The organism is Mesorhizobium sp. WSM4830, assembly GCF_055811495.1.
This window is the reverse complement of record NZ_JBVVQI010000063.1, coordinates 1-13079: the sequence shown is the minus strand read 5'-3', so window position 1 is coordinate 13079 and position 13079 is coordinate 1. Positions and strand designations below refer to the sequence as shown.

Annotated in this window: 9 protein-coding genes and 6 pseudogenes; 6 read left to right on the top strand and 9 right to left on the bottom strand. The window is 58.4% G+C overall.

Going from position 1 to position 13079, the window contains the following annotated elements; all coding sequences use genetic code 11:
• Positions 1–37: 37 nt before the first annotated feature.
• From AC0L2Y_RS33960 to AC0L2Y_RS33950, 3 genes and pseudogenes are all read right to left on the bottom strand, one after another.
• Entirely contained in the window at positions 38–751 is a 714-nt protein-coding gene (locus AC0L2Y_RS33960) for a Crp/Fnr family transcriptional regulator (protein WP_473562247.1), read from the bottom strand.
• A gap of 945 nt (positions 752–1696) precedes the next feature.
• Positions 1697–2104: pseudogene (locus tag AC0L2Y_RS33955) on the bottom strand (IS701 family transposase); the annotation flags it as partial.
• Positions 2094–2715, bottom strand: a pseudogene (locus AC0L2Y_RS33950) (transposase); the annotation flags it as partial. The pseudogenes AC0L2Y_RS33955 and AC0L2Y_RS33950, both read right to left, overlap by 11 nt.
• A 446-nt stretch (positions 2716–3161) precedes the next feature.
• On the opposite strand from AC0L2Y_RS33950, the gene virD4 reads away from it, so the two are divergent.
• The 3 genes and pseudogenes from virD4 to AC0L2Y_RS33935 form a co-directional block, all read left to right on the top strand.
• Positions 3162–4967, top strand: coding sequence for a type IV secretion system ATPase VirD4 (gene virD4 / locus AC0L2Y_RS33945; RefSeq protein ID WP_473562246.1), 1806 nt, complete (start codon positions 3162–3164; stop codon positions 4965–4967).
• Positions 4968–5415: 448 nt separating this feature from the next.
• Positions 5416–5616, top strand: coding sequence for a transposase (locus AC0L2Y_RS33940; protein WP_473562245.1), 201 nt, complete (start codon positions 5416–5418; stop codon positions 5614–5616).
• Positions 5617–5642: 26 nt separating this feature from the next.
• A pseudogene (locus AC0L2Y_RS33935) lies at positions 5643–6082 on the top strand (OST-HTH/LOTUS domain-containing protein); the annotation flags it as partial.
• Here the strand turns inward: AC0L2Y_RS33935 and AC0L2Y_RS33930 are convergent.
• The 3 genes and pseudogenes from AC0L2Y_RS33930 to AC0L2Y_RS33920 all read right to left on the bottom strand — a co-directional run.
• The gene (locus AC0L2Y_RS33930) at positions 6074–6337 is read right to left on the bottom strand and encodes a WGR domain-containing protein (protein ID WP_473505963.1); all 264 of its coding nucleotides are present in this window, start codon (positions 6335–6337) and stop codon (positions 6074–6076) included. The pseudogene AC0L2Y_RS33935 and the gene AC0L2Y_RS33930 overlap by 9 nt on opposite strands.
• Before the next feature lie 36 nt (positions 6338–6373).
• Complete coding sequence (locus AC0L2Y_RS33925; RefSeq protein ID WP_473505919.1) at positions 6374–6559, bottom strand: hypothetical protein; 186 nt, start codon at positions 6557–6559, stop codon at positions 6374–6376.
• Between the two features lie 440 nt (positions 6560–6999).
• Positions 7000–8011, bottom strand: a pseudogene (locus tag AC0L2Y_RS33920) (IS110 family RNA-guided transposase); the annotation flags it as partial.
• A gap of 717 nt (positions 8012–8728) precedes the next feature.
• Between AC0L2Y_RS33920 and AC0L2Y_RS33915 the strand changes: the two are divergent.
• Positions 8729–8941: a hypothetical protein gene (locus AC0L2Y_RS33915; protein WP_473562244.1), complete on the top strand. Its 213-nt coding sequence runs from the start codon at positions 8729–8731 to the stop codon at positions 8939–8941.
• 32 nt (positions 8942–8973) lie between these two features.
• On the opposite strand, the gene AC0L2Y_RS33910 is transcribed toward AC0L2Y_RS33915, so the two are convergent.
• The gene (locus AC0L2Y_RS33910) at positions 8974–9210 is read right to left on the bottom strand and encodes a hypothetical protein (protein WP_473562248.1); all 237 of its coding nucleotides are present in this window, start codon (positions 9208–9210) and stop codon (positions 8974–8976) included.
• Here AC0L2Y_RS33910 and AC0L2Y_RS33905 point away from each other — a divergent pair.
• Positions 9173–9879: pseudogene (locus AC0L2Y_RS33905) on the top strand (IS66 family transposase); the annotation flags it as partial. The gene AC0L2Y_RS33910 and the pseudogene AC0L2Y_RS33905 overlap by 38 nt on opposite strands.
• A gap of 330 nt (positions 9880–10209) precedes the next feature.
• On the opposite strand, the gene AC0L2Y_RS33900 reads toward AC0L2Y_RS33905, so the two are convergent.
• Complete coding sequence (locus tag AC0L2Y_RS33900) at positions 10210–10794, bottom strand: hypothetical protein (RefSeq protein ID WP_473562243.1); 585 nt, start codon at positions 10792–10794, stop codon at positions 10210–10212.
• 1122 nt (positions 10795–11916) lie between these two features.
• On the opposite strand from AC0L2Y_RS33900, the gene AC0L2Y_RS33895 reads away from it, so the two are divergent.
• Positions 11917–12954: an IS110 family RNA-guided transposase gene (locus tag AC0L2Y_RS33895; protein WP_473562242.1), complete on the top strand. Its 1038-nt coding sequence runs from the start codon at positions 11917–11919 to the stop codon at positions 12952–12954.
• A 21-nt stretch (positions 12955–12975) separates the two neighbouring features.
• On the opposite strand, the pseudogene AC0L2Y_RS33890 reads toward AC0L2Y_RS33895, so the two are convergent.
• Positions 12976–13079, bottom strand: a pseudogene (locus AC0L2Y_RS33890) (transposase); the annotation flags it as partial.

Below are 13079 nucleotides of genomic sequence, written 5' to 3'. Positions count from 1 at the left end.
TCCGGAAGACCGGCGACAGCGCTAAACTGGGGAAGATTCAAACGGCACTTCTGGGGAGTATTGAGCCGGCATCGACAATCCGGTGCAAGTGGCCCGTGTTGCATTCGATTATCTGATTGATGCGCCCAATGGCGCCTGCCTTCTGTAACGCTATTATTGCCCGATTGACCTTTGGCCGACTTGCTCCCAAAAGCTCTGCGATGTCGGACTGAGTGAGCGATAGTTTGAGACTCGCGCTTGGCGGCAATTCATTACCGTGGACCCTCCTGAGCGTTGCGAGAAGAAAACGAGCGACCCGGGAATTCAGGTCATAAAGGGCGATGGTTTCCAACTGCTCGGTAGTGCCCCGCAATAGTGCGCAGAGATAACCGATTGTCGCGCCGGCGGCCCTCGGCGAAAGTGTGATCAGGTCCATAAAAGGCCTCCTAGCAATGACGAAACCTTCGGAGGCCACCTGCGCCGTGGCGTCAGCAAATCGAGGCTGATCGTCTAGCATGGCCATCTCGCCGAACAGTTCCCCAGCTTCGAGTTGCCGTAGCACCAACTGACGGCCCTGTGCTGTGGTCAGAGATAGCTTGATACGTCCAGAGATCACGCCAGCCATATAGTTTCCCCCATCACCTCGAAGGAAGATAACGGTGTTTGGAGGCCATCTGCGATAGCTTGAGACACCGGCGAGCGCGGTGAGGGTTTTGTCGTCGAAGTCTCGAAAAATCGGAAAGGAACGCCAGGAGGCAAGGCTTATGCTCATTTAGGTTATATTGATTCCTCAATTGTCCGCGAGTTCATTCGCGCCCACGCTGCAACGAGAAGCGGCACGCCGGCGACGTGGCGCCAGCGACAATCGCGCCAAGGCGGCCAGAGATACGGTCGCCGCCATACTTCGAGCACTGAAGGCGACCTGGTGATAGGACGCGAGGGGGGCGGTCAAGGTCCTTGTGGCGACGAAGATCCGGGGTGGGGGAAAGCCGCACGCCAGATCTATGAGCGAAAGCCGAATGGCTGAGCTACTCGACCACCATTGTAGAGGATTCAGAAGCTAAACACGAAGATGTCGGCGTGTACGCTCCTCATTGTACCCCCTGTTCAAAGCCGCTTTTGTCTGCATGTCCGGTGACGATTTCGCATCGAAGGTTTTGGGGGCGTCGTTGGTTTTGGCGTCGTGCCGTGCCATGGCTGCAGCGATGGCGTCTCTTCCAGTCAGGCGGTTGGTGGGCTGATTGTATAGCGTCTCATTCACGCCTTGCCTCGGAATTTCCTGTATTATCCAAGGAATGTTCGTTTGAGGCCCATTGCTTGTGGGGTCGAACTTGTCAATGGTCCTTTTGGGTCAGTTTTTTTTCTGCCATGACTCGGTCCCGAGTCGCGGCTCCCGAGGGGAGGATTCGGCGTTGTGCCCGCCATTCGGATCGGGCTTAGCGCGCCTGCGCCAAGCGCGAGGTAGAACGATATACTACAAAGAAGCTTAGCGTGGTACATCGTGATACCAATCTTCGTTATAAGGGTAAGTATCGTAACTCCGCGAGGTGATTGTAAAGAACTGTATAGGAGAACTAAACATATATCCGGTTTCCCATGACGTCAACATGTTACCGGTGAGATTGCGTTTTAATAGGCTACATTTGAGATATGGCATAGTATGACGCCTTCTTCTCCTGTCTTTTTCGGGACGAATGTCGCACCGTGGATTACTCGCCAAACGCAGACGATAATCGCCGCCGTAGAGCGCGTCCGCCAGCACCCATCGGCAAGGCGCGCCGGCATCGAGCGCTGCGGCGATCAATTCCCGCGCGATCTCGATCTTGGTGGCAAAGGCTATCTCCTCGGGCACCTGCGCCCTGACGCGCCGCGCAGTCCGTGGCCAGGCCTGCGGCAGATACAGCCGCCGATCGATCAGCGCCTGCCCAAAGCGGCTGGCATAGGCCAGAAACACGCCAATCTGGCAGTTCTCGATCCGCCCCGCTGTGCCCGAATACTGCCGCGCAACCCCGACCGACTGATCCCCCTTCTTCACAAAGCCGGTCTCATCGACCACCAGCACCCCGTCCGCGTCGCCCAGCGCTTCAATCACGTAGCGGCGCACGAGATCGCGAGAAGCCGACCAGTTCCTTCCTGCCTTCCGGCGTCGCGCCGATGACAACCAGCAAGCAGGCGCATCATCCTCCATGCGCGCGTGAAGATAGACCCCGTCGGCCTAGATGTCGACATAATAGCGGGCCGAAAGGTCCGCGCTGCCCGCGATTATAGCCGGCCTGCCACTCCTCCTTCAGCCGTCCCGATCACCGACGACGACAGGTTCGGTGCGTCCTTGCCGAGAAGCGCGGCAAGCGCCTCCTGGAAATCGCCGGTCGAGATGCCACGCAAGTAAAGGACCGGCAGCAGCGCGTCGAGGCTCTTCGTCCGCCGCGCCCATTTCGGCAGGATCGCCGAAGTGAAGGTGATGCGGTCGTCGCCGGCTCCGCGGCCCGGTCGCGCAGCTTGACACGGCTCGCCGCAACCGGGCAGATCCCCGTCTTGATCGTTCTCTCAGGACCATGCCCGTGGCGTACCAAGCGGGCCCGCCCATCGGCCAGGCGCTCGTCAGCCATGGCGGCCAGGAATGCATCGGCTTCCGCCTCAACGGCCTGCGCCAGAAGGCCGCCGGGCGCCCTCGCGCAGAACCGATGACAGGGGATCGAGTGTGTCGGGATGGGGAAAGGAAACAACGGTGGTTATCTGTCTTCATGGCTGCAACAACAGAAGGTGCGGTTCAGCCGCCTTGGCGCTTTAAAACGGCATTCCTGATTTTTCAGACGTAACACAAAATAGGTTGACCATTCAAAATACATGCATAACACCGATAAGAACTCGAGTGGCCCCGACGCGGGTCAAGAAGATCTCAACAAACGCAACCTCCCAGCCGACAAGGTAAATTTGGCAACGATAAGACATTCGTGGACAACGACAACCGACGAAATGCTAGAGACGTAAATGCGTCATCGAGTGAGAGTTCCAGCGACAACCTCACTAGAATTAGGATGGCTGCAGCGCGAGCCCAGGCAGCCGCGGTTAAGACAGGCAAATGGCTAGTTTGAAGCAACGAAACGCCGTGATGACGCAGCCAAGAGAGCGGGCCTCGACGCGCGGGGCTGTAGCCTGTACCGGACGGGGATAATCGAGCCGTGGACTCACGCCAGAAGAGGGATACCGTTCTGCTCGGTGGGGCGTTCTCGCTAGTCGCGGGACTGTTCCTAGCGAGCGCCTATGCCAACTTCCAACATGGCGTCACGTCGCAAGCTATCCAGGGCTTCGACATCCTTGCTTTCTGGTACGAAACGCCCTTCTACAACGGCGATGTGAGGCCAGTCTTCTATCATGGACTAATGATCACCGGCCTCACCGTCGCCGTCACTTTGTTCATTCTGGCTATCATCGTGTTCAAGCCACAGCACCATGGCACAGCCCGCTGGGCCCGCTTCGGCGAGATGAAAAAGGCCGGTTATATCATGCCCTACCAAAGGATTTCTGGACCGATCTTTGGAAAGACAATAGGTCCGTGCTTGCCCGGGCAATATCTAAGCAATGGTGATCAACCACATAGCCTGGTGGTGGCGCCGACTCGCGCCGGGAAGGGCGTCGGTGTTGTTATTCCCACACTGCTGACGTTTAACGGCTCGGTGCTGGCGCTCGACGTCAAGGGAGAGTTGTTCGAACTAACCTCTCGCGCGCGACAAGCCCGTGGCGACCGAATCGTCAAGCTCGCCCCGATGGACCGGGCCGGCCGCACACACAGCTACAATCCAGTCCTCGACATCGTCTCGATGCCGCGGGAGCGGCAATTCAGCGAAGCACGGCGTCTTGCTCACAACCTGATCGCGCCCAAGGGCAAGGGGTCGGAAGGCTTTATCGACGGCGCACGCGATCTTTTCGTCGCCGGCATTCTGGCTTGCATCGAGCGCGGCACGCCTTCGATCGGCGCGGTTTATGACATGTTCACGCTGCCGGGAGAAAAGTACAAGCTTTTCGCTCAACTGGCAGAGGAGTGCCAGAGCCCAGAGGCGCGGCGCATCTTCGACAACATGGCCGGTAACGACACTAAGATTCTTACATCGTACACTTCTGTGCTGAGCGACGGCGGCCTCAACCTTTGGGCGGACCCGCTGATCAAGGCAGCGACCACGACATCCGACTTCTCTATTTATGATCTGCGCCGCGACCCGACGACGATCTATCTTTGCATAAATCCGAATGACCTTGAGGTGATAGCGCCGCTAGTTCGCCTGTTCTTCCAACAGGTCGTGTCGGTAATGCAGCGGACCATGCCAACCAAGGCTGAGATATTCGAGGTCCTATTTCTGCTTGACGAGTTCAAGCATCTCGGCAAGCTGGAGACAGTCGAGACGGCCGTCACCACCATTGCCGGCTACAAGGGCCGGTTCATGTTCATCATCCAGAGCCTGTCGGCCTTGACGGGTGCCTATGGACAGTCGGGCAAGGAAAATTTCCTCAGCAACACCGGCGTGCAGGTCTTCATGGCAACGACCGACGACGAGACACCGACCTACATTTCAAAGTCAATCGGCGACTATACCTTCCGGGCCAAGTCGAAGTCCTTCAGCCAGAGCCGTTTGTTCGACCCCAACATCCAGCTCTCGGAACAGGGAGCCAACCTGCTACGACCGGAACAGGTCCGCCTTATCGATGAGAACAGCGAGATCGTTCTCATAAAGGGCCGGCCGCCGCTGCTCATTCGTAAAGTGAAATATTACTCAGACCGCACCCTGAGCCGCATCTTCGAGAGCCAGACCGGCCCTTTGCCGGAGCCGATCGGACACTGCGGAACGCCCGCTAAGTCCGCCCCAACACCCGCGCACGAGGGGGACCAGGCAGGCGACGCTGGCGGCGCGGCCGATCATGCTTTCGGAGTGGGCAAAGCGAACCATTTCGCTACGGATGACGTCGATGTCGGTCAGGACGAGAAATACTAAGACGTTGCCGACCACTATTCGGAAGAGCATCGGCTCGAGCACAAGGCAGACGAAGCAGCCTTGGAGGAGGAGTCCCCACATAGGGTGGTACATGAGGCTATAGACAAACAATGGCTGGAGGAAGATGGCGAAGATCATGGCCTTGAGGGCGCTAAAGCCCCTCGGGCCAAGCCCATGCCGGAGCCGCAAGAAGACCGCGCCCTGAACCCCCAGCGCGAGCTACTTGATCGGATCATCGCCTTGCAGGAGCGCGACATCGGCCAATAGTTCATGCGAGAACGGTGCGGAAACTCGGATGAGCCACGTTAATCAACGTCGAAAATTCGCATTAGATTTTTTGCTCCTCGTTTTGTCTGGCTTTGTAATTTCGTCATGTTCCCGTCCTGACCGTCCTGAGGTGCTCCCCGTCTTTTGGACAGCGCGGGCCGCAACTTCCGGGAATATTGAGGTGCTGCTCCCGGCATGGAACCAGTGCCCGGTGGTTGAATGCCTTCCAGGCAATGCGCGGTATCGCGCTGATAAATGCCGTGTGCTGGTCGCGGAGGTCGGCGACTTCACGCGCTTCTCCAGTCCACGTCAGGTCAAGGCCTATTTCGGCCTGGTCCCTGGCGAGCAATCGAGTGGCGAGACCGTCTGGCGCGGCGCATGACCAAGACCGGCATCACCCATGCCCGGCGCCTTGCCGCTCGAATTCGCGAGCGGGGTGTCGACGTATTTGGGTTCGGTGAACAAAAGACCCCGGGCTTTCGGCAAGCCTGTCCGTTTCATCTACACGGAGAACCTGACGGTGACGGCACCACCCGACAGTCAGGACACCACATCGGCCGCCAAGCCCCTGAAATCATCCAACGCCACACGCCGATCATAAAGAAAATCATCGCCTAGATGGAGAGCGAGGATGGCTGGATGCCACTCGGGGCCGTCGGCACCAAACTGGCCAACCTGGCCTCCGATTTCGATCCCCGCACCTTCGGCTTTCGCAAGCTGGGCAATCTGGTACGTAAGACGAATGATTTTGAAATCGCTCATCCCGAGGGCGGAAACATGCGAATCCGTGTCAAACCGGTCCCTGCCGGGAAAAGGACCCGCTGAGGGCCGCTCGAGCGTTAACGGCTCGCATTGTTGGCACGGCGGGCGGTCTGATCGTCAACACTTGCGGGCGCAACTCCGTGTCGGATCTTTCGCGCCAGCCATGCCTCAAGCGCCTCGCCGGCGATGGGCTGCTGGGCAGGCACGTTGATGCGCGCCCACGCGCGATCGAGCACCACATCGTCGTGGAGCGACAGCTCTATTGCGAGCACGGTGAACCGAGCGCCGTCGCAGGTTGAATCGCGCCGCCGAAGCAGGAATTGAAGTTTCGCTTCGATCATGCCCGATTGTCATGGACAACCAGCGCTGCGTCCAATTCATTGGTTGAATCGTTCAGCCTTCGGCGATTCAAGTCGTTGATGCTTGCGAAGGGAATCGGCCGGCACAACATGGCATAAGGCAACAGCCCCATCACCGTCCTGTTCATCGCTATAGTTGGAAGGCGTGGCGGGCAGCCAGGCACCGAACCAACTGTTGGTGAAGCGGTCGGTCACACGTTCCAAGATCGATCGGGCCACGCCCAGCAACGAGAGGGAAATGCTGCTCCATAAGGCTGAGCCGGATTGCGGCGGCGGCCGGAAGTTTCCGGCCCGCCTGCTTGCAAACCGAGCCACCTCTGAATGGCCGCTCCACACATGAGGACCAGTAACATGCGAATTGGAAGTAGGCATTTTAAGGGCTTTTCGACACCAAGGATCGTTGACAGACTGGGAGAGACACTGAGGACAAAAACTGCGCGCCGCGAAGCGGTTGCCTCACTGCTGCGCTTCGTACTCTGGGGTCGGAACAAGAGCTGTTCGAAATCGTACGCGGCCTTTATCAACCAAAGACAGCAATGTCCTTGTTATCCAATGCTTTGCATGCGATTCTTGGGGCTCGGAGCAAGGAGATCGGGATGTCTGAAACGCTGCTGGCGACCGAAACTTATCGGGCGGCGCAGGCAAGCGTGACCGACGGCTGGCGGCATAGGCTTTGCTCTGTAGACTTCCCCGCTCACCATCAGCTTCCGGGCGATACGCACGATCTTGTTCGCTAGCGCCACGGCGGCGAGTTTTGGCGGCTTGCGCTTGAGCAGGTCGACAAGCCAGGGGCGAGGCGGCGCCTCGGCCGCGTCGGACATGCCGGATAACAGCAGTAGCCCCGGCCACCAGCACGCTGCGCAAGGCTTCGTCGCCGGCGCGCGTGATCACACCGAGCCTGACCTTGCCGGCGGTTGAATGATCCAGGCGGCAAAGTGTCGGGCCGATCGAAAGGTCCCAAGCGCCGGCGTCTTCATCACCAGCAGTGACGCACCGATCGGCCCGACACCGGGGATTTGCGCCAGCCGCCGGCTGCACTCCTCGGCCCGATGCCAAGCCATCAATTTCGCCTCAACCGTCTTCAGTTGTTCTTGCAACTGCGCATATTCCTTTGCGTGGAGCGCGAACAGTTCCCGCGCTAAATCCGGAAGCGTCTCATCTGCCGCGATGCGCTCGAGCAACGGCTCGATCTTGCACATCCCCTGGCAGCAGTGAGCCCGAATTCAGCGGCATAGCCGCGGATCGCATTGGCCAGCTGTGTGCGATTGATCAACCGGTCGCGCAGGCCGATCAGCATCAATGCCGCCTGTTGTTCAGCGGTCTTGACCGGCACAAACCGCATCGTCGCCGGCTCATCGCCTCACACAGCGCTTCTGCGTCCACCGCGTCGTTCTCGCCGCGCTTGACGTACGGTTTGACATATTGAGGAGGGATCAGCTTCACCTCATGCCCAGACGACTGCAGCAGGCGTGCCCAGTGGTGCGAGCCCCCCGCACGCTTCGATCGCAACCACTGTCGGCGGCAGCTTCTCGAAGAACGCCACCAACTCCTTGCGCAGCAGTTTTTTGCGCAGCGCCGGCGCCTCAGCTGCGTTCACACCATGGAGCTGGAAGATGTGTTTGACGTGTCGATGCCAATACGAACAATTTGTTCCACGGACGGTCTCCCTTTGCTTGAGATCTGTAACGACCTCATTCTGGCACATCGATGCCGTGCGGGGGGCCGTCCACTCCAACATAGTGGGAGGGCCAAAGGGCCGATCCCGGAGAGAAGCAAGACCCTGCGGAAGACACCAAATGCCAGAGAAGCGGAACGACTCGAAAGTGCTTGACCTTGACCCTGCCGAATAGAGAAGTCCTGGCGGATCCAGGTGGGACGAACCGCAGTTGAGTATGGCCTCAAACGCCGCTTGCTAGAATGGTCTCGTCCTCCTGAGCCCTTGGCCGCCGCAGGCGGGATGTTGGTGCCGCTGTCTCGAACAGCGACCGTATATAAGCTGGATCTGGCTTCGGGCAACGAGGCCGCGTCATGTATTCGGACTCAGACCGTGGATGCCGCAACAACCGACGGAAAGCAAAATTGTCACCCTGACGACAGTTCCACATTGGCTCACCTCATATAAGCTCAACTGGCGGTACTGTTTGAGAAGGGCACAGCGCAGCACCGCCTCCGACGGCAACCCCTGCCGGCCCGCGCGCATGCGTCTCGACCACGCCCAGTTGATGGCGCTTCTGGCCGGACTGGACTGGAAAAAGATCCGTCCGGCCAGGGTCAGGCGGCCGTTATCGACGGGCTGAAACCGGCCTGCGGCAAGATGAATCATGCGGCTGGAACGATTGGGAAAGCGGCTGTTTTTGTGCTCTGTTGCTTGCCATGGTTCTACCGGGTCTTGCCCTTCCCGACGACGTTGATGCACTGAAGGCGATGATCCTTTCCATGGCTCGCGAGCAGGCTGCAAGCGAGGCCCGGATCGCAGTCACCGAAGTTCGGATCGCAGCATCTGAGGCGGAGGTCGCGCGGCTGAAAGCTGTCGAGAAAAGCGCCAACGAGTGGATCGCCAATCTCACGTCGATCCTGAAAGTTTGACAGCGCACGCAACATGGAACGCGTTCGAGCGGCTACGCCTTGCCATCGACGACGAGCAGGCCTCCTTTGCCTTCGAAGAGGTCGAGACCGGCCTTTCGGAAATCCAGAGCGAACTCGACCGCGCGGTCGGGAACAAGCCGAAGCGCGCCCCGTTCGCGCAAGGGCTTTGCTGCCCACCTCGAACGCATCGAGGATGTCGTCGAGCCGGAAATCCCGGGCGACTGCGAGGGGCTGGACGTCGTGCCGCCGAAGTTCCGGGGCATTGTCACGCGCCGTCCTAATGCCGCGGGGCCGTGACAGCGTGGTCCAGGCTCTGGCGCCGGCGCAAATCGTTGAAAGCGGCCTGCCGACGGAGCGGCTGCTCGCCTACATCGCCGTGTCGAAATACGCCGACGGTGGCGGAACCAGTCCGCCATTGGTTGCCTATCGTATTGAAGACAGCAGAGGCGCAGATTGGGTGGCGCGCCACCTCGCCGGGTTCAGCGGTATCCTGCAAGTGGATGGCTACTCGGCCTATGACCAACCTGGTCAAGGCACGGGTCAAAGCCGGCAGCAATGAACCAATCCGACTCGCCGGGTGCTGGGCTCACCTGCGGCGCAAATTCTACGACCTGCACATTAGCGGGGTCTCGCAGGCCACGACGGATTCGATCATCGCCATGACCGAATTGTGGAAGGTTGAGGACGAGGTTCGTGGCAAGGATACTGGAAGCCGCGCCGCGCTGCGTCGTCGAGCGTGCAATCAGGCCCCAGACGATCACGCGAAAGAATAGTCTATTCCCGGCAGCCACGGCGGTGGACGAACCTGGGCGACGGTAGCCACCTTGCTGCAAACCTGCAAAGTGAACAGCGTCGATCCGCTTCATTGGCTCTCGCAGACCTTGACCCGCATCGCTCAAGGCTGGCCGGCATCTGAAATTGAAATGCTCATGCCGTGAACGTTAGGCCTGACGTTATCGGCTGACCGCTTACGAAGCGGCGGCTCATGATCGCATGAAATACCTGCTCACTATCGAATGAAATGAGCGCGTGAAATGGCTGCTCACAATCAGCGAAATGCGCCTTCAAGCTGCCTGATTGCAGCAATTATCGTGCTTCCTTTGCCTTGGCACGTTAAGTTTACGATGCCACTTCTTTTAATTCTTGCTGCCGGCATTTGGTCCAAAGGTTCGGACATGTCCGTACGACGGTGAACTGCCCCAGGTTTCTGGACCAGCGGATGGTAGAGTTTTACGGCCACCTGGGTCGTCCTACGCTTTGGAAGCCGATCACCGCCCACGTCCTCCCTCCTGACGAGAACGTTCATCGAGCAACCTCGTGTTGTTCTGGAACTCCTCGGCAAACTTCCCGATCCAGTTCTGCACGTCCCGATCGGTCACGTCATTGCGCTCGATGGCGGTAGGGGCAACCATGCCAGCCTTGATGTCGCGCTCCGCGGCTTGGTATTTGATATCGTCCTGCATGTCCCGATCGGTCACGTCATTGCGCTCGATGGCGGTAGGGGCAACCATGTCGGGATTGGCCCTGATGTCGCGCTTCGCGGCTCGCCATTTGATATCGTGCTGCGAGGCCGGATCGGTCACGCCATAATAGGTGATGATGTCAGTTGCAGTTCTAGTGCCAGCTGAATTACTCACATCGAACTTGGCAATCGTGACACGAGAGTCTCGTGTTTCCTCCTCAAGCTTTCTCCATTCAGCCCGAATTGTCTGATCGCTCTCAATAAGTGCTCGGAACTTCTGATTGGTGCTGCGCGACGCCTTGATCTCACAGAAAGCTGCGACCCTGTCGGCTTGATTGGCTACCCGCCTGAATTCCTCTGACAGCATCTCATCTGGCAGATTGTCAAACATTGAAGGCTCCTTCTCTGGCTCGATCAGCGGTCATCTATTTGAGGCTTTATTGCATTTAGCCAATGGAATTAAGCATTAAGTGGTCGATCGCGATTATTCACGGAATTGCCATGATCATCGTCGCTCTACTTTGCGACTCGTCCCCGCGGAGTATTAGATGTTCATCCAGAAGCTTGCATTGTTGAAAATACTATTTGACGTACGGTACCCGGTAAACGGATATTGCGTTTCATTTGTCATAGCCGACGCGATTCCCGACGACAGGCGACGCGAGCGGAAAGAGCTGGCTCGGGAAATTTGAACACCGCGGATAAGTGGAATTTCTGCCTGTGTTTGGCTTATACGGCCTCTCATTGATCAGAACCCATTAGCCCAATTTCTGCGGCCGACTGACATTATTCGCAGGGCTGGCTTTCGAGTTTGTGCCAGGCGTCGCAGAAATGGTCAACGATGTCGGCGTAGGATTTGAAGATACGGTTGGAGAGCCAGTTTTCACGCTTGAAGGGCCAGAGGTTTTCGACCGGGTTAAGTAAGCGCGTAGATCCCCACGTAGCGTGCAGGCGGTTGATCGCTCATTTTCAGCATGAATCATGCGGAGAATCATTCTGCAAAAACGGCGGCCGTCATCCAGCCCATGGGATCTGTGAGCGACAGTATGAGCCATCATCGAACATTCGAGATTTTGACGGCGGAGCCTGTGCCGTCCCGACGCAAGCCGCGCCATCGGTCGGACGAAGAGAAGGCACGGCTTGTCGCCGAAGCGTTCTCGCCAGGGGGTAATATGTCGGCGGTTGCGCGTTCCGAGGGGCTGGACACCGGGTCACCGGAGGCGGTCGCCCGCCCCCGGTTCCCACAGAACGTGGCGTGCGGATTTCCCGCACCAACGCTCTTCGGCAGTCGATTCACAGCACTGCGAGTGCCTGCAACTTCCCGAAAGGAAACCGCAGTTTGGGTCGCAGTAACGGGAGCCCATTCTTTGATCCGTGTGTGGACACCTCCGGGAACGCAAGATGGGGTATCCGGCTTGAGCCTCACCCTTGGACGGCGGTGGATGGTAGGAGAAAGGTGCTGCGACGTGGTCATGTTTTGCAACAGCCACAAGCATCGGAAAGGAAGCGCAGCATGAAGCATTATACGGGCCTTGATGTCTCGGTGAAAGAGACCGCCATCTGCATTGTCGATGAAACGGGCAAGATTTGCCGAGAGGTGAAGGTTTCCAGCCACCCCGATGGCCTGATCGCAGTGTTGCGAGATCCGGCTTGGAATCTTGAGCGGTTGCGTCTTGAAGCCGGGCCTTTATCGCAATGGCTATTCGAGGCCCTAGCCAGGGCCGGCCTGCCGGTGATTTGCAGCGAAACGCGCCATGTAAAAGCCTTCCTGAAGGCTCAGCCGAACAAGACCGATCGCAATGATGCACGTGGCATCGCGCAGATGATGCGGGTCAATCTGTACCGCCCTGTGCATGTCAAGACGCTGACGAGCCAGAAGCGGCGAGCTCTGCTGACGGCGCGCAAGCTGCTGCAAGGAAAGGCGATCGCCATTGAAAACGACATTCGCGGACTGTTGCGCAATTTTGGGCTGAAGGTCGGGAACGTTGGAGTTGTCAAATTCGAGGAGCGGATTCGCGAGTTGGTCGATGATATGGCGGATCTTCAGGAAGTCATGGATCCGCTGCTGACAGCGAGGGGTAAGTTGCGTGAGGAGTTCTCCCGGTTGCACAAGAAGGTTCTGGACATCTCGCGCAACGATGAGATGTGCCGGCTTCTGATGACGATCCCCGGTGTCGGTCCCGTCGTATCGCTGGCGTTCACGAGCACCATCGACATTCCGCAGCGGTTCAAGAACTCGAAGGCTGTTGGACCGATACTGGGGCTGACGCCGAAGCTCAACGAGTCGGGAGAAAGCAAGCGTGTTGGATGTATATCGCTGTGCGGTGACGCGATGATGCGAACGCTGCTTTACGAAGCCGCCCAGACCTTGATGATCAATGTGAGAAAATGGTCATGGCTGAAGGCCTGGGCGATGAACGTCGCCAAACGGCGAGGCATGCAAAAGGCCATTGTCGCGCTCGCCCGCAGGCTGGCGGTCATCATGCATCGCATGATGAGTGACGGCACTGAATTTTGCTGGACGCGGGATGAATTGCCAGCCGCCATCTGATCTCAATCGATAACGGCGCGGCATGAAAAGGAGATAAAGTGATCCGCACCCGCGCTTGCTGATGCCAAGGAGCTTCTGCTTGCCTCCGGTCGAGTATTCTCGAGGGACCAGCCCCAGCCATGCGG

What these genes read in the sequence shown, in the direction of transcription:
- AC0L2Y_RS33960 (WP_473562247.1), bottom strand. Translation starts at nt 751, where the DNA reads ATGAGCATAAGCCTTGCCTCCTGGCGTTCCTTTCCGATTTTTCGAGAC.
- AC0L2Y_RS33930 (WP_473505963.1), bottom strand. Translation starts at nt 6,337, where the DNA reads ATGATCGAAGCGAAACTTCAATTCCTGCTTCGGCGGCGCGATTCAACC.
- AC0L2Y_RS33915 (WP_473562244.1), top strand. Translation starts at nt 8,729, where the DNA reads ATGGTTCTACCGGGTCTTGCCCTTCCCGACGACGTTGATGCACTGAAG.
- AC0L2Y_RS33900 (WP_473562243.1), bottom strand. Translation starts at nt 10,794, where the DNA reads ATGTTTGACAATCTGCCAGATGAGATGCTGTCAGAGGAATTCAGGCGG.
- AC0L2Y_RS33895 (WP_473562242.1), top strand. Translation starts at nt 11,917, where the DNA reads ATGAAGCATTATACGGGCCTTGATGTCTCGGTGAAAGAGACCGCCATC.